Annotated in this window: 17 protein-coding genes; 4 read left to right on the top strand and 13 right to left on the bottom strand. The window is 69.7% G+C overall.

Translation table 11 applies throughout. The features are described from left to right. Window positions 1-115: 115 nt before the first annotated feature. A complete protein-coding gene (locus ACZ60T_RS33710; RefSeq protein ID WP_469669435.1) occupies window positions 116-1387 on the top strand; it encodes a hypothetical protein in 1272 nt (423 codons plus the stop codon). A gap of 46 nt (window positions 1388-1433) precedes the next feature. On the opposite strand, the gene ACZ60T_RS33705 is transcribed toward ACZ60T_RS33710, so the two are convergent. From ACZ60T_RS33705 to ACZ60T_RS33695, 3 genes are read right to left on the bottom strand one after another with little or no spacing between them, the layout of a single operon-like run. Beyond that, entirely contained in the window at window positions 1434-2666 is a 1233-nt protein-coding gene (locus ACZ60T_RS33705; RefSeq protein WP_469669434.1) for an SGNH/GDSL hydrolase family protein, read from the bottom strand. A gap of 43 nt (window positions 2667-2709) precedes the next feature. Then, window positions 2710-3279 (bottom strand): TetR/AcrR family transcriptional regulator, encoded by a 570-nt coding sequence (locus ACZ60T_RS33700; RefSeq protein ID WP_469669433.1) that lies wholly within the window; start codon window positions 3277-3279, stop codon window positions 2710-2712. Window positions 3280-3327: 48 nt separating this feature from the next. Continuing rightward, entirely contained in the window at window positions 3328-3795 is a 468-nt protein-coding gene (locus tag ACZ60T_RS33695) for a DUF6233 domain-containing protein (RefSeq protein WP_469669432.1), read from the bottom strand. 110 nt (window positions 3796-3905) lie between these two features. Here ACZ60T_RS33695 and ACZ60T_RS33690 point away from each other — a divergent pair, with 110 nt between their 5' ends. Continuing rightward, window positions 3906-5045 carry a glycerate kinase gene (locus ACZ60T_RS33690; protein WP_469669431.1) on the top strand — a complete coding sequence of 380 codons (1140 nt, stop codon included), beginning with the start codon at window positions 3906-3908 and terminating at the stop codon, window positions 5043-5045. Between the two features lie 143 nt (window positions 5046-5188). Here ACZ60T_RS33690 and pssA read toward each other — a convergent pair whose 3' ends face one another. From pssA to ACZ60T_RS33645, 9 genes are all read right to left on the bottom strand, one after another. Continuing rightward, the gene (pssA, locus tag ACZ60T_RS33685) at window positions 5189-6010 is read right to left on the bottom strand and encodes a CDP-diacylglycerol--serine O-phosphatidyltransferase (protein ID WP_469669442.1); all 822 of its coding nucleotides are present in this window, start codon (window positions 6008-6010) and stop codon (window positions 5189-5191) included. A gap of 22 nt (window positions 6011-6032) precedes the next feature. Next, on the bottom strand, window positions 6033-6689 hold the full coding sequence (locus ACZ60T_RS33680; protein ID WP_252426020.1) for a phosphatidylserine decarboxylase: 657 nt from the start codon (window positions 6687-6689) through the stop codon (window positions 6033-6035). 170 nt (window positions 6690-6859) lie between these two features. Beyond that, window positions 6860-8065 (bottom strand): acyl-CoA dehydrogenase family protein, encoded by a 1206-nt coding sequence (locus ACZ60T_RS33675; RefSeq protein ID WP_469669430.1) that lies wholly within the window; start codon window positions 8063-8065, stop codon window positions 6860-6862. Beyond that, window positions 8066-8578 carry a MaoC family dehydratase gene (locus ACZ60T_RS33670; RefSeq protein WP_365627479.1) on the bottom strand — a complete coding sequence of 171 codons (513 nt, stop codon included), beginning with the start codon at window positions 8576-8578 and terminating at the stop codon, window positions 8066-8068. It abuts the gene before it with no gap. Between the two features lie 5 nt (window positions 8579-8583). Further along, a complete protein-coding gene (locus tag ACZ60T_RS33665) occupies window positions 8584-9549 on the bottom strand; it encodes an HpcH/HpaI aldolase/citrate lyase family protein (RefSeq protein ID WP_252425989.1) in 966 nt (321 codons plus the stop codon). After that, window positions 9546-11594, bottom strand: a complete 2049-nt coding sequence (locus ACZ60T_RS33660) for a protein meaA (protein WP_365627485.1) — start codon at window positions 11592-11594, stop codon at window positions 9546-9548. Before ACZ60T_RS33660 ends, ACZ60T_RS33665 begins: the two co-directional genes overlap by 4 nt. 15 nt (window positions 11595-11609) lie before the next feature. Continuing rightward, window positions 11610-12947, bottom strand: coding sequence for a crotonyl-CoA carboxylase/reductase (gene ccrA / locus ACZ60T_RS33655; RefSeq protein ID WP_469669429.1), 1338 nt, complete (start codon window positions 12945-12947; stop codon window positions 11610-11612). A 467-nt stretch (window positions 12948-13414) separates the two neighbouring features. Then, window positions 13415-14227 carry a TetR family transcriptional regulator gene (locus tag ACZ60T_RS33650; RefSeq protein ID WP_469669428.1) on the bottom strand — a complete coding sequence of 271 codons (813 nt, stop codon included), beginning with the start codon at window positions 14225-14227 and terminating at the stop codon, window positions 13415-13417. A gap of 136 nt (window positions 14228-14363) precedes the next feature. Then, window positions 14364-16169, bottom strand: a complete 1806-nt coding sequence (locus tag ACZ60T_RS33645; protein WP_469669427.1) for a 3-hydroxyacyl-CoA dehydrogenase family protein — start codon at window positions 16167-16169, stop codon at window positions 14364-14366. A 394-nt stretch (window positions 16170-16563) separates the two neighbouring features. Between ACZ60T_RS33645 and ACZ60T_RS33640 the strand changes: the two genes are divergently transcribed. Beyond that, complete coding sequence (locus tag ACZ60T_RS33640) at window positions 16564-17139, top strand: adenylosuccinate lyase (protein ID WP_469669426.1); 576 nt, start codon at window positions 16564-16566, stop codon at window positions 17137-17139. Window positions 17140-17143: 4 nt separating this feature from the next. On the opposite strand, the gene ACZ60T_RS33635 is transcribed toward ACZ60T_RS33640, so the two are convergent. Beyond that, window positions 17144-17674, bottom strand: a complete 531-nt coding sequence (locus ACZ60T_RS33635) for a GNAT family N-acetyltransferase (RefSeq protein ID WP_469669425.1) — start codon at window positions 17672-17674, stop codon at window positions 17144-17146. 152 nt (window positions 17675-17826) lie between these two features. Between ACZ60T_RS33635 and ACZ60T_RS33630 the strand changes: the two genes are divergently transcribed. Next, a partial coding sequence (locus ACZ60T_RS33630) for a helix-turn-helix domain-containing protein (RefSeq protein ID WP_380495076.1) occupies window positions 17827-17928 on the top strand: 102 nt, incomplete at its 3' end.

Below are 17928 nucleotides of genomic sequence, written 5' to 3'. Positions count from 1 at the left end.
CCGTCAAGCGATGATGCCGTCTCCATCATGACAGCTCACAGGCCATTTGCGTAGGACGGAGAGCACAGCTCAGCCGCCTTGTCCGGCCCCTCCTTCGGCTCTGAGAATCGCTGTCATGGATCACACCGGCAAGGTCGATCAGGATGCGGTGCTGCGGGCACGCACGATGTTGCTCGGATCAGGGAGATTGAGCCTCGGCCGACAGATCGAGGCGTACCAGGTGCTCTCGGTGGTGAGTCCGGTCACCTACCTGCCGAAGCTGGCGGACGCACTGCTCTCCTACGCGTACGCGCCGGAGGTCCGGGACCGGCCCGAACTGCGGCTGGCCCGCCACGCCGAGGCGGTCGCCGTGGCGCGGAGCATCGACACGGGCGAGCCCAACAGGACCGAGCTGCTGGTGCGTGCGCTGTCCCCGTACCGGCGCGAGCTGTACGCCCGCGGACGGCGGGCCGAGGGCTTCGCCGTGTGTGAGGAGATGGCTGAGGCCGAACGATACGGCTTGGCGCACGGGCACGTGACGAGTGCCCTGTACGGGCACCGTGCGCTGGCCACTGTGCTGGCCGAGGACGGGCGCCACCGGGAAGCCGCCGAACTCTGCGGGGAGTTGGTACAAGCCGATCGCTCGGACGGCCCGGCGACGAACTCGTCCTGGACCGTGCTCGCATGGGTGGCCGAACTGGACGCGGCAGGACGCCATGACGAGGCCTTGGAAGCGTTCGGGAACCTGGTGGACGTCAGTCGTGCCGAAGTCGACGCGCACCCGCTGGCCACCCTGACGTGGCAATTCGTCCATTACGCCGGGATGTTGGACGCTGCCGGACGCCGCGTCGCGGCTCGCGGGGCCCGACAGAGTGCCCTCGCCCTCCTGTCCGAGCTGGACAGGACCGGGGAACGCAGAAGCTGGAGCAACATCCTGTCGTGGTGGACCACCCTGTACGCCCTGTCCGGGCGGTCGGCGGAGCCCGCACCGCTTCCGGACGCGCCGTCCCCTCCGTTCGGTTTCGACTTCCTCAACTGGTCACCCGACGTCAAGCAGGCGTACGTCGACGGCCTGCCCGCCCTGGAAGAACAGGTCTCCGAGCTGAGAGCGGCTGCCAGGGCAGATCCGCGCGGGCACCTTCCCGAACTGGTCGCTCTGCAACGGAGGTTCACTGTTCGTTCGGCCCTCTACCGGGTGAACCGCGAGCATCGCATCCTCAAGCCACTCCGCCCGCTCTTCGACGAAGGCGTGGCGCTCGCCCGCCGTCTGGCCGACGCGACGGACACGAAGCAGAGCCGGGCGGCACTGGGGCGGGCCTTGACCGACCGCTCCATGTTCCTTGTCGCTGCCATGCAGTACGGCGAGGCCTATGACGGCTACCTTGAGGCAATCGACTTCCTGGACTGATGAACATGGCCAGTCCTGGGCCGCTGCCTCGGCGCCTTCCGGTCGATCAGACCGTTGCGAAGGGGCGGAAGGGGCCGCCGTCGCCGAACGCCAGTCGTGCGAAGTTCTCGGCGATGCGGCGGTGTCCGGCGGGATCGGGGTGGATGGCGTCGGGCAGCGGGAGTTCGGCGTAGTCCTTCTCGCCGTACAGGTCACGGCCGTCGAGGTAGTGCAGGTTCGGGTCGTCGGCGGCCCGCTGAGCGACGATCCGGGCGAGTTCGTCGCGGATGACGGTGAGCGTCAGCCGCCCGGCGGCGCGTTCGGCGGGATCGCCGGTGGCCTTGAAGCGCAACCTCCCGCCGTCGAAGTCGGGCGCGAGCGGGCCGGGGGTGTCCTCCTGGACCGGGCACAGGATGGAGGAGACGACCAGCAGCGGTGTGGTCGGATGGCCCTCGCGGAGGGTGTCGAGGAAGCCGTGGACCGCGGGCCCGAAGGCGCGCAGCCGCATCGCGTCGGCATTGACGACATTGATGCCGATCTTGAGGCTGATCATGTCCGCGGGGGTGTCACGCATCGCGCGGGCGGTGAACGGGTCGAGCAGCGCACTGCCGCTGAACCCGAGGTTGACCAGCTCCACTTCGCCTTGCGCGGCGGCCAGGGCCGGCCAGATGGCCGTCGGATGGGCGGCGTTCGAACCGTGGCTGATGGAACTGCCGTGGTGCAGCCACACCTTGCGTCCGTTCTCCCGCGCGGGCTCGACCGGGGCGTCGGTGCGCAGGGCGATCAGCTCGGTGACCTCCACATGCGGAAGCCAGATCTCGACGCTCTTGTCACCCGTCGGCAGATCGGTGAACCGGGCCGTGCCGGACGGGCCTTCGCGCAGTTCGACGGCCTGGGTGGCCATGTCGATCACGCGGACGTTGCCGCCGGGCACCGTGGTCTGGGCGGCGAGACGGCCATCGATCACCAGGTCGTACACGCCGTCCGCCGGGGCCGGGTACCCCCGGTAGGCCCTCTTGGTGGGCAGCGTGTCGAGTTCGATCGTCGTGGCCCGGGTGCGGAAGACCACCCGCACACCGGAGGGCTGGGCCTCGGCCAGGGCCAGTTGGCCGTCGGGGAACTGGCGACGCGCCCGCGCGGGCAGCCGATGCGGCAGCAGACCGTGCGCAGTGTGCTCCACGTCGAGGAAGCCGCGCAGGAGGTCCGCGGTGATGGGCGTACTGATCCAGTCGTGACGATCGTGCTCAACATGGTCGTCACGCTGGTCATGCCCGTCATGCTTGTCGTGCTCGGTGTTCATTGCCTCAACCCGTTGATCAAGTGATTCGGACGGCGTGCGGAGGTCAGGACGTGGCCCGGTTCCGCAGCAGGATGTCGAGGGAGTCCACGACCCAGGCCCAGGACTCCTGCGCGTCGACGGCGGTGTGGCTGAAGCCTCCGGCCAGCTCCAGGCTGACGTAGCCGTGGAAGACGCTGCCCAGCATCCGGACCGCGTGCGTCTGGTCCGGCTCCGTCAGGTCGTAGCCGCGCAGGATCGCCCGCGTCATCTGCGCGTGCCGAACGCCCGCACTGGCGGCGGCCGTTGCGGGGTCGAGCCTGAGCCGGGCGGCGTCATAGCGACCGGGGTGCTCCCGAGCGTAGTCGCGATAGGCCTCGGCGAAGGCGGCCAGGGCGTCCTTGCCCGCGCGCCCGGCCAGGGCGGCGGCGACCCGGTCGGCGAGTTCCTCCAGTGCGAACAGGGCGATCCTGGTCTTGAGGTCCTGGGAGTTCTTCAGATGCGAGTACAGACTCGCGACCTTGACGTCGAACCGCCGGGCGAGCGCCGAGACGGTCACGTGCTCGAACCCGACCTCGTCGGCCAGCTCCGCCCCCGCCCGGGTCAGCCGCTCAGGGGTCAGCCCCACTCGAACCATAGCCTTCCTCCCATTCAGCGACAACGATTATGTAGTTACCTAATACCTTTAGGCAAGCTTGGGCGTCTCGGGTGTCGCAGGGATCTCGGGTGTCGCGGGTATCTCGGGTGCGCAGACCTCGCACGCCGCGATGTGCTTCGCGTCCTTCCGCAGCCCCAGCCGGGCCTGCTCGGGGGCGACGGGCATGGTGGCGCGCCGGGGCGCGGTGCAGTCGGCGCGGTGGATGAGCGCGGGCTTCGGGTGCCGGGGGTACGGCTTGGGCTCGATGACGTATCCGGTGCCGACGCGCTCGGCCGCGATCCGCCCGGCCGTGACGCGTCCGGCTGCGACGCGCTCGGTCCCGACGGGCTCGGTCGGCGTCCGGGCCGCGGCGGCCTCGGCGCGCGTGAGGGCCGCGCGGACGGCGTCGCGTTGGAGGCGCAGATAGACGCCGAGGGTCTCGTTGTCGGCGATCTGTTCCTCGAGGTGCCTCAGAATCGCCCGCAGGCGCGGTGCGTCGGGCGGCAGCGCGGACATGGCACTTCCTGGACTCGCGGACAGCATGCCTGCTGAGCCTGTACAAGATCGTCGGGGAACGGTCGCATGACCGGATTCAATCATATGTTCGAATTTCGAAGGGAGCGCAGGTGCCGGACGCCGCATCGCGGGTGCTCATCGCCGCGGATAAGTTCAAGGGATCGCTGACGGCGGTACAGGTCGCGGAGCGGGTGACAGCGGGGCTGCGCCGCGTCGTACCGGGCCTCGCCGTCGAGTCGCTGCCCGTGGCCGACGGCGGCGAGGGGACGGTGGACGCGGCGGTCGCGTCCGGGTTCGAACGGCGCGAGGTACGGGTCGCGGGACCCCTGGGCCGGGAGGTCACCGCGGCGTTCGCGCTGCACGGTGACACCGCGGTCGTGGAGATGGCGGAGGCGAGCGGGCTGCAACGGCTGCCGCTCGGCGTCCGCGCACCGCTGACCGCGTCCACGTACGGCTCCGGGGAACTGCTGCGGGCCGCGCTGGACGCCGGGGCGCGCGTCCTCGTGTTCGGGGTCGGCGGAAGCGCGAGTACGGACGGGGGCGCCGGGATGCTGTCCGCACTGGGCGCGCGGTTCCTGGACGCGGAAGGGGAGCCGGTGCCCCCGGGCGGTGGCGGCCTCGCGGCCCTCGCGCGTGCCGATCTGTCCGGTCTGGACCCACGGCTCGCCTCGGTCGAACTCGTCCTCGCGAGCGACGTGGACAACCCGCTGACCGGGCCCACGGGCGCACCCGCCGTGTACGGGCCGCAGAAGGGCGCCTCGCCCGACGACGTGCGGGCGCTGGACGCGGCGCTCCGGCACTACGCGACGGTGTTGGAACGGGCCGTCGGACCCCGGGCCGCGGAGTACGCGGCGTCGCCGGGCGCGGGGGCCGCGGGAGGCATTGGGTACGGGGCGCTGCTGCTGGGCGCCCGCTTCCGGCCGGGCATCGAGGTCATGCTGGACGTGCTGGGCTTCGCGCCCGCGCTGGAGCGGGCGACGCTGGTGATCACGGGCGAGGGCGCGTTGGACGCGCAGACGCTGCACGGCAAGGCCCCGGCGGGGGTCGCGGCGGCCGCGCGGGCGGCGGGCAAGGAGGTCGTGGCGGTGTGCGGCCGACTGGCGCTGACGCCGGAGGCACTGGCGCGGACCGGTATCCGCCGGGCCTACCCGCTGACGGAGGTCGAGCCGGACGTGGCGCGCTGCATCGCCCAGGCGGGACCGCTGCTGGAACGGGTGGCGGAGCGGATCGCCAGGGAGCACCTGAGCTGAAGCCTCGCACCGGCCGCACGGAGCCCTGAGCCGAGGCCGCGCCTGAAGAACTGACCCCCGCACCTGAACTGCCCCCCCCCCCCGCACAAGCGAAGGGCCCCGAACCATCCCGGTCCGGGGCCCAAGCCGAGCGCGAGCGTGCGCTACGGAAGCTCTGCGGTCCGCGCCTCACGGCGGTTGCCGCGGAAGGTGTTCACCCGGCGAGCCGTCGCGAACAGCGGGATCACCGCGCTCATCACGAGCTGTAGCGCGCAGCCCGTCTGGAGGAGCAGCGTGCCGCTCGGCGCCTCGAAGGCCCAGGCCGCCAGCATCGCCATGCTCAGGACGATCCAGGAGAGCATCGCCACCGCGAGACGGCCCCGCGGCTTCGGGTACTCGACCCGGCTCACCATCAGCCACGCCGTGCCGATGATCGCCAGCAGCGTGGCGAAGAACGGCAGCTCCAGGAGCACGATCGAGACCACGGTGAGCGCGCCGAACGGCGAGGGCATGCCCTGGAACATGCCGTCCTTCATCGTCACGCACGAGAACCGGGCAAGTCTGAGCACCACGGCCAGCAACACCACGATCGCCCCGACCGCGGCCACTCTCTGGTGCGCGTCGTCCGCCACCATGCCGTAGACCAGGACGAAGTACGCCGGTGCCAGACCGAAGCTGATCAGGTCCGAGAGGTTGTCCAGCTCCGCGCCCATGGGCGAGCTGCGCAGCTTGCGGGCGACCAGACCGTCGAAGAGGTCGAAGATCGCCGCGCAGAGCATGAGGATCACAGCCGTGGCGGCGGAGTGCCGGGCCATGCCGCCCGACTCGTCGCTGCCCGTCAGATGCGGGATCAGGATGCCGGTGGTGGTGAAGTACACCGCCATGAACCCGCACGTGGCGTTGCCCAGGGTGAGGGTGTCCGCTATCGAGAGGCGGAGTGAGAGAGGCATCTCCTCCTCGTCGTCCACTCCGTCCGCCTCCGGCACCCAGCCGGCCTTGGTATCTGGATCAATCACGGTCAAGGCGAGTCACCCCAGCCACGGTCTTCTGGCCGACCTCGACCGCGACCTCCACGCCCTCGGGCAGATAGAGGTCGACGCGTGAGCCGAAGCGGATCAGGCCGATACGGTCGCCCTGCTCGACCTTCGTGCCCTGGGGCACGTACGGGACGATACGGCGGGCCACCGCGCCGGCGATCTGGATCATTTCGATGTCGCCCAGTTCGGTATCGAAATGCCAGACTACGCGCTCGTTGTTCTCGCTCTCCTTGTTGAACGCCGGAACGAACCCACCGGGGATGTGCTCGACCGACGTCACCGTGCCGGAGAGCGGCGCCCGGTTGACGTGAACATTGAGCGGGCTCATGAAGATCGCGACGCGGGTCCGTCCGTCCTTCCACGGCATGATGCTCTGCACCACACCGTCGGCGGGGGAGATGACCCGGCCCTGGGTGATCTCGCGCTCCGGGTCGCGGAAGAACCACAGCATGCCCGCCGCGAGTGCGGTGGCGGGCACGGCCACGGCCTTGGCGGCGCCGGAGCGGCGCGCTCGGGCCAGGCTGAGGGCTGCGGTGGCAACGGTCGGGAGAAGCCACGGCGATGCTCCGCGCGCGAGGCGTACGCTGACAAGGCTGTCGCGTGGTGCAGAGGTTTTGCTGTGGGGCATGGATGACCTTCGTAGCGGATGATGCCGCGCTTCAACGGGGGACGGCGGCTTTCCGGCGATCGTACCGGTCGCGCACCACAACTGGGCAAGCCAGGAAGCCGAGTCGGCGGCCGAAGAGTGTTGACGGGGTGTGATCTTCTTCGCGACGAAAACACCCCGAATCGGTGCATCTAGCCCTGGAGTCGATACTCTTCGAGCAGTCGGCGGCCGATGATCATTTTCTGGATTTCGGCGGTCCCCTCACCGATCAGTAGCATCGGGGCCTCGCGGTAGAGACGCTCGATCTCGTACTCCTTCGAGAAGCCGTAGCCGCCGTGGATCCGGAAGGCGTCCTCCACGACCTCCTTGCAGTACTCGGAGGCGAGGTACTTCGCCATGCCGGCCTCAAGGTCGTTTCGCTCCCCCGAGTCCTTTTTGCGTGCCGCGTTCACCATCATGGCATGCGCGGCCTCGACCTTGGTGGCCATCTCCGCCAGCTTGAACTGGATGGCCTGATGCTGGGCGATCGGCCGGCCGAACGTCTGACGCTGCTGTGCGTAGGAGATGCCCAGCTCGAAGGCGCGCTGAGCGACGCCACAGCCGCGTGCGGCGACATTCACGCGGCCGACCTCGACGCCGTCCATCATGTGGTAAAAGCCACGGCCGGTGGTGCCGCCCAGGACGCTGTCGGCCGGGAGGCGCAGGCCGTCCATGATCAGCTCGGTGGTGTCGACGCCCTTGTAGCCCATCTTGTCGATCTTCCCGGGGATCGTGAGGCCGGGGCGGACCTCGCCGAAGCCGGGCTCCTTCTCGACCAGGAAGGTCGTCATCGACTTGTGGGGCGGCGTGCCCTCGGGGTGACCTTCGTCACTGCGGACGAGGACGGCCACCAAGGACGACGTACCCCCGTTGGTGAGCCACATCTTCTGGCCCGTCAGGACATACTCCTCGTCCTCCTTGACCGCCTTCGACGTGATCGCCGAGACATCGGAGCCGAGCGCGGGCTCCGACATCGAGAAGGCGCCGCGGGTCTCGCCGAGCGCCATCTTCGGCAGATAGCGGTCCTTCTGCTCCTGCGTACCGTGCTGCTTGAGCATGTACGCCACGATGAAGTGCGTGTTGATGATGCCGGAGACCGACATCCAGCCGCGGGCGATCTCCTCCACGCACAGCGCGTAGGTGAGCAGCGACTCGCCCAGACCCCCGTACTCCTCGGGGATCATCAGACCGAACAGGCCCAGCTCCTTGAGGCCGTCGACGATCTGCTGCGGGTACTCGTCGCGGTGCTCCAGCTCCGTCGCGACCGGGATGATCTCCTTGTCCACGAAGTCGCGGACGGTGGAGACGATCTCCTGCTGGACGTCTGTCAGACCGGGGGTCTGGGCGAGGCGGCTCATCTACTTCTCCTGGTCCTTCAGCTCCGGGCGGCCGGGCTGTTCGCCGCCGCGCTCCTTGATGTACGTCTCGGTGGGGACCATCACCTTGCGGCGGAACACGCACACCAGCGTGCCGTCCTGCTTGTACCCCTTGGTCTCGACGTGGACGATGCCGCGGTCGTTCTTCGACTTCGACGGCCACTTGTCGAGCACGGTCGTCTCGCCGTAGATCGTGTCGCCGTGGAAGGTCGGCGCCACGTGCTTGAGCGACTCGATCTCCAGATTGGCGATGGCCTTGCCCGACACGTCGGGTACGGACATGCCGAGCAGCAGGGAGTAGACGTAGTTGCCCACGACGACGTTCTTGCCGAAGTCCGTCGTCTTCTCCGCGTAGTTGGAGTCCATGTGGAGCGGGTGGTGGTTCATGGTGAGCAGACAGAACAGGTGGTCGTCGTACTCCGTGACCGTCTTGCCCGGCCAGTGCTTGTACGTCGCCCCGACCTCGAACTCCTCGTAGGTGCGTCCGAACTGCATGGTCCTCACGCCTCCGGGATCTCGAACGTGCTGGTGCGCCGCATCCCGGCGGCACGGCCCTTGCCCGCGATGACCAGCGCCATCTTGCGGCTCGCCTCGTCGATCATCTCGTCGCCGAGCATCGCCGAGCCCTTCTTGCCGCCCGCCTCGGACGTGTAGTACTCGTACGCGTCCAGGATCAGCTCGGCGTGGTCGTAGTCCTCCTGGGACGGCGAGAAGATCTCGTTGGAGGCCTCTACCTGGCCCGGGTGCAGCACCCACTTGCCGTCGAAGCCGAGCGCGGCGGCGCGCTTCGCGACCTCGCGGTAGCCGTCGACGTTGCGGATCTGGAGGTAGGGGCCGTCGATCGCCTGGAGATCGTTGGCGCGGGCGGCCATCAGGATCTTCATCAGGATGAAGTGGTAGGCGTCCGCCGGGTAGCCGGGCGGCTGCTCGCCCACGACGAGCGACTTCATGTTGATCGACGCCATGAAGTCGGCCGGGCCGAAGATGATCGTCTCAAGACGGGGAGAGGCCGCGGCGATCGCGTTGACGTTGTTGAGGCCCTGGGCGTTCTCGATCTGCGCCTCGATACCGATGCGGCCCACCTCGAAGCCCATCGTCTTCTCGATCTGCGTCAGCAACAGGTCGAGCGCGACGACCTGCTCGGCGCTCTGCACCTTCGGCAGCATGATGCAGTCGAGGTTCGGGCCCGCGCCCTCGACCACCGTCACGACATCGCGGTACGTCCACTCGGTCGTCCAGTCGTTGACGCGCACGACCCGCGTCTTGCCCGTCCAGTCACCCTCGTTGAGGAACTTGACGATGGTGTGCCGCGCCTCGGGCTTGGCGAGCGGCGCGCACGCGTCCTCCAGGTCCAGGAAGACCTGGTCGGCCGGGAGGCCCTGTGCCTTCTCCAGGAAGCGGGGGTTGCTTCCGGGCACCGCGAGGCAGGAGCGGCGCGGGCGCAGACGGTTGACCGGCGTTGTCATGCGGGGACCTCCAGAGGGTCGAGCTTGTTCGCTTTCCGGATCTCGTCGACGATACGGCCGATGATTCCGGTGATGTCGAAGTCCTTCGGGGTGAAGACCGCGGCCACTCCCACGGCCCTGAGCTGTTCGGCGTCGCCGTTCGGGATGATCCCACCCGCGATCACCGGGATGTCGGTCGCACCGGCCTCGCGCAGCCGCTCCAGCACGTCCGGCACGAGCTGCGCGTGCGAGCCGGAGAGGATGGACAGGCCGACCGCGTGCACGTCCTCGGCGAGGGCCGCGTCCACGATCTGCTCGGGCGTCAGCCGGATGCCCTGGTAGACCACCTCGAACCCGGCGTCGCGGGCCCGTACGGCGATCTGCTCGGCGCCGTTGGAGTGCCCGTCGAGGCCCGGCTTGCCCACCAGGAAGCGGAGCTTGCCGACGCCCAGGTCGCGCGCGGTGGCGTCCACCGTGCGGCGGACCTCCGCGAGGGCCGTGCCCGCCTCGGGTGCCACCGCGACCGGCGCGGACGACACCCCGGTCGGCGCGCGGAACTCGCCGAAGACCTCCCGGAGCGCCCCGGCCCACTCCCCGGTCGTCACCCCTGAACGGGCGCACTCCAAGGTGGCCTCCATCAGGTTGCCGGTGCCCTTGGCGGCCTCCTTCAGCCGCTCCAGCGCCTTGCACGGGCGCGGATGGTTGAAGGGCGGCTGATAGCGGGTGTCGCGCCAGCGCTGGAGCGAGGCCACGACCCGTGCCTCGACCGCCGGGTCGACCGTCTGGATCGCGGTGTCCAGATCGGCCGTGAGCGGGTTCGGCTCGGTCGTCTCGAAGATGTTGACGCCGACGATCTTCTCCTGGCCGGACTCGATACGGGCCCGGCGCGCCGCGTGCGAGGCGACGAGCTGCGACTTGAGGTAGCCCGACTCGACGGCGGCCAGCGCGCCGCCCATCTCCTGGATCCGCTCGATCTCGGCGAGCGACTCCTCGACGAGAGCCGCCACCTTGGCCTCGATGACGTGCGAGCCGTCGAAGATGTCCGCGTACTCCAGCAGGTCGCTCTCGTGGGCGAGCACCTGCTGGATCCGCAGCGACCACTGCTGGTCCCAGGGCCGGGGCAGCCCCAACGCCTCGTTCCAGGCCGGGAGTTGGACGGCACGCGCGCGTGCGTCCTTGGAGAGGGTCACGGCCAGCATCTCCAGCACGATCCGCTGGACGTTGTTCTCCGGCTGCGCCTCCGTCAGACCGAGGGAGTTGACCTGGACGCCGTAGCGGAAGCGGCGGTGCTTGGGGTTCTCGATGCCGTACCGCTCACGCGTGATCCGGTCCCATATCCGGCCGAACGCCCGCATTTTGCACATCTCCTCGACGAAGCGGACGCCCGCGTTCACGAAGAAGGAGATCCGGCCGACGACCTCGCCCATGCGCTCCTGCGGCACCTGGCCGCTGTCGCGCACCGCGTCCAGGACGGCGATCGCCGTCGACATCGCGTACGCGATCTCCTGGACCGGTGTGGCGCCCGCCTCCTGCAAGTGGTAGCTGCAGATGTTGATCGGGTTCCACTTGGGCATGTGGGAGACCGTGTACGCGATCATGTCCGTCGTCAGCCGGAGCGAGGGGCCCGGCGGGAAGACGTGCGTGCCGCGCGAGAGGTACTCCTTGACGATGTCGTTCTGGGTCGTGCCCTGGAGCCGGGAGATGTCCGCGCCCTGCTCCTCCGCGACGACCTGGTAGAGCGCCAGCAGCCACATGGCCGTCGCGTTGATGGTCATCGAGGTGTTCATCTGCTCCAGAGGGATGTCCTGGAACAGCCGGCGCATGTCGCCGAGGTGTGAGACCGGGACCCCGACCCGGCCGACCTCGCCGCGGGCGAGGATGTGGTCGGGGTCGTAGCCGGTCTGGGTCGGCAGGTCGAACGCCACCGACAGACCGGTCTGGCCCTTGGCGAGGTTGCGCCGGTACAGCTCGTTGGACGCCTCGGCCGTGGAGTGGCCCGCGTACGTACGCATGAGCCACGGCCGGTCCCGTTCGGTGCGCTCCTGCGCGTTCTGACGCTCAGTCATTGTGCCTCGCTGTCCTCAGATGTTCCGGAAGCGGTTGATGGCGTCGAGGTGCCGGGCGCGCATCTCCTCGTCGCGCACGCCCAGGCCTTCGCCGGGGGCGAGGCACAGGACGCCGACCTTGCCCTGGTGGAGGTTGCGGTGCACGTCGTACGCGGCCTGCCCGGTCTCCTCCAGGGGGTAGACCTTGGACAGCGTCGGATGGATCTTGCCCTTGGCGACGAGGCGGTTGGCCTCCCAGGCCTCGCGGTAGTTGGCGAAGTGCGAGCCGACGATCCGCTTCAGGGACATCCACAGATAGCGGTTGTCGTACTCGTGCTGGTAGCCCGACGTCGAGGCGCAGGTGACGATGGTGCCGCCCTTGCGCGTGACATAGACGCTCGCGCCGAAGGTCTCGCGGCCGGGGTGCTCGAAGACGATGTCCACGTCCTCGCCGCCCGTCAGTTCGCGGATGCGCTTGCCGAAGCGCTTCCACTCCTTGGGGTCCTGGGTGTGCTCGTCCTTCCAGAACCGGTAGTCCTCGGCGTTGCGGTCGATGATCGCCTCGGCGCCCATCGCGCGGCAGATCTCCGCCTTGGCGGGCGAGGAGACGACGCAGATCGGGTTGGCGCCGCCCGCGAGCGCGAACTGGGTCGCATAGCTGCCGAGTCCGCCGCTCGCGCCCCAGATCAGGACGTTGTCGCCCTGCTTCATCTGGGCGCCGTTGCGGGAGACGAGCTGCCGGTAGGCGGTGGAGTTGACCAGGCCGGGGGCGGCGGCCTCCTCCCACGTGAGATGGGCGGGCTTGGGCATGAGCTGGTTGGACTTGACGAGCGCGATCTCGGCGAGGCCGCCGAAGTTGGTCTCGAAGCCCCAGATGCGCTGCTCGGGGTCGAGCATCGTGTCGTTGTGGCCGTCGGAGGACTCCAGTTCGACCGACAGACAGTGCGCGACGACCTCGGCGCCGGGCTTCCAGGCGTTGACACCCGGGCCGGTGCGCAGGACGACGCCCGCGAGGTCGGACCCGATGATGTGGTACGGCAGGTCATGGCGCCGGGTCAGCTCCGAGAGCTTGCCGTAGCGCTCCAGGAAGCCGAAGGTCGGCAGCGGCTCGAAGATCGACGTCCACACCGAGTTGTAGTTGACCGAGGAGGCCATGACGGCCACCAGGGCCTCGCCGGGCCCCAGTTCGGGCAGCGGCACGTCGTCCAGGTGCAGCGACTTGCGGGGGTCCTTGTCGCGGGTGGTGAGCCCCGCGAACATCTCCGTCTCGTCCTTGTGCACGGTGATCGCGCGGTACGACTCGGGGAGCGGCAGAGCGGCGAGGTCGGCGGACGTGGCCGTCCCCGACTGGATCGCGTCCAGGATGTCCTTCACGGTGTTGCCTCCGGCGAAGTGGGGTCTCCCCGGTCGAACGGTGTCGAGCGGTGTCGAGAGCTTGGGGGAAGTCCTGAGGGAGACGCTGAGGGTTACGTCGGTGTGCTGCGGGTGAGGGTGCCGTCGGTTCGGCGGAGGTGGTGCTGTGGCAACGCTTGGTGGCGCGGAGGGTGCCTGTGACGCAGGCGTCCGGGCGCGCTCGCCCGAGGGCTTGCGGGGACAGCCGCCGTACGGAGGTTCTCTGTACGCCGGCCGCCCGGACACCCTCACGGTATGGCACGGCGTGTCACCCCGCAAGGCACTGGGTGCCAGAACTCGCTCTCAGATGAAATCTTTACGTTACAAATGAGCGATGATCGATCAAGGTGTGACTGGGGGAGCGCTCATGAGAACGGGCCGGTGGTGGCACTCAGTGCCACCACCGGCCCGCGGGTCGGACGGTCTTGCCCAGATGGGGTTCCGGAACGCTACGAGCGGTCCTTGAGGGCCTGCTCGATGGCGCGCATGACTTCGTCGAGAGGGGTGTCGGTCCTGGTCACCGTCACCAGGACCTCGCCCTGCGTGAGCGCGGACGCCGACGTCGTCCGGGGCGTGGCCTCGCGCCCGGCGCCGATCCCCGTGCCGAAGGTCTTGCGGACGATCGCGAAGGCGTGGTCGAGCTGGGTCTCCACGTCGCCCTGGCCGTCGGCCCGCAGCCAGCGCCGCAGGACGTGGTTGTGCGCGGTGACCACCGCCGACGCCGCCACCTCCGCGAGCAGCGGGTCGTCGTTGGCGTCGTCGTCATGCGCGTGCTCGTCGAAGTGGCCGAGCAGATAGCGGGTGAAGAGCCGCTCGTACCGGGCGACCGAGGCGATCTCCGCCTCGCGCAGCGTCGGCACCTCGCGCGTGAGCTTGTAGCGCTGCACGGAGATCTCCGGCTGGGCCGCGTACATCCTCATGACTTCCTTGATGCCGCGGCACACCGTGTCGAGCGGATGCTCGTGCGCGGGCGCCGCGTTGAGGACCGCCTCGGCCCGGACCAGGGTGTCGTCGTGGTCCGGGAAGATCGCCTCCTCCTTGGAGCGGAAGTGGCGGAAGAAGGTGCGCCGGGCGACCCCGGCGGTCGCCGCGATCTCGTCGACGGTGGTCGCCTCGTATCCCTTGGCGGCGAACAGCTCCATCGCGGCGGCAGCCAGTTCTCGGCGCATCTTGAGCCGTTGGGCTGCGGCGCGAGAGCCTGCGGCACTCTCCGGTGCGTCGGACGCGGCTGGTGTACGTGAGGACTTGGCGGGCTGGGACATGCCCCGAACGTACTGCATGCGCGCCGGGTGATGTGCATGACCGGGGATCCCCCCGCCTCGCGCGGGCGGGGGGTGGGCGGCCGGGTCGAGCAGTCCGCCCCAGTCGGCGCCCTCCCCGGGCCTGTCGCCGTGCCCGTCAGCGCTTGGCATATTCGCGGAAGCCGCGGCCGGTCTTGCGGCCGAGGCAGCCCGCGGCCACCAGATGCTCGAGGAGCGGCGCGGGCGCCAGACCCGGGTCGCGGAACTCGCGGTGCAGGACCTTCTCGATGGCCAGCGAGACATCGAGACCGACCACGTCGAGCAGTTCGAACGGGCCCATCGGGTAGCCGCCGCCCAGCTTCATCGCCGCGTCGATGTCGTCAAGAGACGCATAGTGCTCCTGCACCATCTTGATCGCGTTGTTGAGGTAGGGGAACAGCAGGGCGTTGACGATGAATCCGGCCCGGTCGCCGCAGTCGACGGGGTGCTTCTTGATCGATGCGCACAGTCCACGGACCGTCGAGTGGACATCGTCCGCCGTCAACACCGTACGGACCACCTCGACCAGCTTCATGGCGGGCGCCGGGTTGAAGAAGTGCATGCCGATGACGTCCTGGGGACGCGAGGTGGCACGGGCGCAGGCGACCACGGGCAGCGAGGACGTGGTGGTGGCCAGGATCGCGCCCGGCTTGCAGACCTTGTCGAACGTGGCGAAGAGCTGCTGCTTGGCCGCCAGGTCCTCGGCGATCGCCTCCAGGGCCAGATCGACCTCGGCGAAGTCGTCGTAGGAGCCCGTCGGCCGGATCCGGTCCAGCGTCTGCGCGGCCGTCTCGGCCGTCATCCGGCCCTTGTCGACCGAGCGCGCGAGCGACTTGCCGACCCGTGCCTTCGCGGCCTGCGCCTTCTCCTCGGTACGGGCGGCGAGGACGACGTCGTACCCGGCCTTGGCGAAGACCTCGGTGATCCCGGACGCCATGGTGCCGGAACCGGCGACCCCGACCTGGCGCACCGCACGGCCCGGCGCCAGGGCGGTACCGTCCAGCGGGGTCAGCGCGTCGCGCACCACGACCGCGCTGCCGGGGGCCTCGTAGGTGTAGAAGCCGCGCCCCGACTTGCGGCCGGTCAGGCCCGCCTCGCTGAGCTGCTTGAGGATCGGCGCGGGCGCGTGCAGCCGGTCGCGGGAGGCGGCGTACATGGCCTCCAGTACCGTACGGGACGTGTCGACGCCGATCAGGTCGAGCAGCGCGAGCGGGCCCATGGGCAGCCCGCAGCCCAGCCGCATCGCGGCGTCGATGTCCTCACGGGAGGCGTACTTGGCCTCGTACATCGCCGCGGCCTGGTTCAGATAGCCGAACAGCAGCCCGTCGGCGACGAATCCGGGCCGGTCGCCCACCGCGACGGGCTCCTTGCCCAGGTCCAGGGCGAGGTCGGTCACCGCGGTGACGGCGGCGGGCGCGGTCAGCACGGACGAGACGACCTCGACCAGGCGCATCGCGGGCGCCGGGTTGAAGAAGTGCAGCCCGAGGACGCGCTCGGGGTGCGCCGAGTCGGCCGCGAGCCGGGTCACGGACAGCGCGTTCGTCCCGGTGGCGAGGATGGTGTCGGGCCGCACGATGCCGTCCAGGGCGCGGAAGACCTGCTGCTTGATCTCGTACGACTCCGGGACCACCTCGATGACCAGGTCGGCGTCGGCCGCCGCCGCCAGATCCGTGGACGTACGGAAGCGGGCGAGGGCGTCGTCGCGCTCCCGCTCGCCGAGGCGTCCGCGGCCGACGGCGCGGGCGAGGGAGGTCTCCAGCGCGGCGCCGGCCTGGGTGGCCGCGGCCTCGCTGACGTCGATGCCGACGACCTCGCGGCCGGCCCGGGTCAGCACCTCGGCGATGCCGGTGCCCATGGTGCCGAGACCGATCACGGCAACGGTCTTGAGGGGGGACAGAGGAGTGTCGGAGAAGGGAGTGGCCATCGCGGGACTCCAGAGATGAAGGGGTGACGACTGAGAGATGCGCCTGGGTGCGTCAACGGACGCACGCGGTGCGGAGGTTGCGGGTGTTCACCGGGCCGACGAGCGCACACGCCCGGCATCGTCCGCGGACGCGCACACGTCCGGAACGTGATCCGACCGGCTCTGTCCCGAAGCCGTGTCGTACTGGGTACCTGAGGTACCGAACCGACCAGCGCCCCACGGCCCCGAGGGGCGTGGGATGGCTTCTTGCCGTGGCTGCGTCACCAGGCCACCGCAAGTCAAACGAGTGGGTAACTCGCTCGAATGAGCTTAACTCGCGGGTAACGAGCGCGCCACCCCCCGGAATGTGTGATGTAGGTCCCGCCGACCGGCGGGCGGCCGTACGCTCGGCTCCATGGACGAGGTGTCGCGGTCACTCACGGAACGGTTACGGACCGAGTCCGGCGGCTCGCCGGCCTACGAGCGGCTGGCGGCCACCAGCGACCCGGACACCCTGGCCGCCGTGCTGACCGAACCCGGACAGCCGCTGTGGGCCCGCGAGTCGGCGGCCTTCCGGCTCGGACTCCAAGGCGACCGGCGGGCGTTCGAAGCGCTCGTCCTGCTGCTCAACCACCGGGACCCGCCGCGCTGCGCGGCGGCCGCCCACGCCCTGGCCCGGCTCGGCGATCCACGCACCGCCCGCGCGGCAGCCGCCCTCGCCACCAACGAACTCCGCGTCGCCTACGCCCTCCACCCCGTACGCCTGCTCGTCGAGCTGCGCGCCCCCGAGGCCGTGCCCGCGCTGATCACCACCCTGCGGCGCCGGCTGCGCCCGCACGACCCGTACCGCAAGGTGGCGCTCGCCTGTGTGGAGGGGCTCGGCACCCTCGGCGACCCACGCGCCAGGCCCGTACTGAACGAGGCGCTCGCGCACCCGACGCTCGCGGAGGCGGCCGTACACGCCCTGAAGCGCTTGCCCCCACAGCGCTGAACCGTCAACCGGGCAATGGCAACACACCCGTGTACCGCACCTCCGGCACGGCGACCCCGTCCGTGTCGAACGCCTCCTCGGCGCCGTCGGCATGCAGACCGGCCCGCTCGTAGAAGCGGCGGGCGCGGGCGTTCTCCTTGAGCACCCACAGGAACATCCGCCGGTGTCCGCGCGCGGCGCACCGTCGCGCCGACTCGGCGAGCAGAGCCCGGCCGACGCCCGCGCCGATCAGCTCGGACGCGACGTAGAGCGCGTACAACTCGGCGTCCGCGGTGCGGACTTCGCCGTCACGGTACGGTCCGTGCGCCGACCAGCCGACGACCTCGCCGTCCAGCTCGGCGACGAGGTTCACCACGTCACCGCCCGGCGCGAACCGGGCGCGGCGCCGGGCGGTGTCCGCGTCGATGTCGAGGGCGTCGAGATACGACTGCGGTATCAGCCCCCGATAGGCCGTCCGCCAGCCGCGGATACGGATCTCGCTGACGCGTCGGCAGTCGTCGAGGGTCATGTCACGAAAGGTGAAAGGGCCGTTCATCTGATTCCTTTCGAGGACGCCCCCGCCTTCAGGTGGGGGAGGAAGCGAAACGTCTGCGGAGCAGGGCAAGGGTGGGGTTTCGCTGTTAAGGCGAAAGGCCGCTCTCTGACCCGCAGTTGGCTCTCACGAGCAGCCTCACTAGCTTGTGAGGTGTGACTGCGACGCATGTGAAGCGGGCGTTCAAGTACCGCTTCTATCCCACGGACGCGCAGGCAGCGGAGCTGTCCCGCACGTTCGGTTGTGTGCGCAAGGTC

The sequence above is a fragment of the Streptomyces sp. NPDC104371 genome (assembly GCF_055583785.1).
Note: the sequence above shows the minus strand (reverse complement) of the source record. Positions and strands in the feature narration are given on the sequence as shown.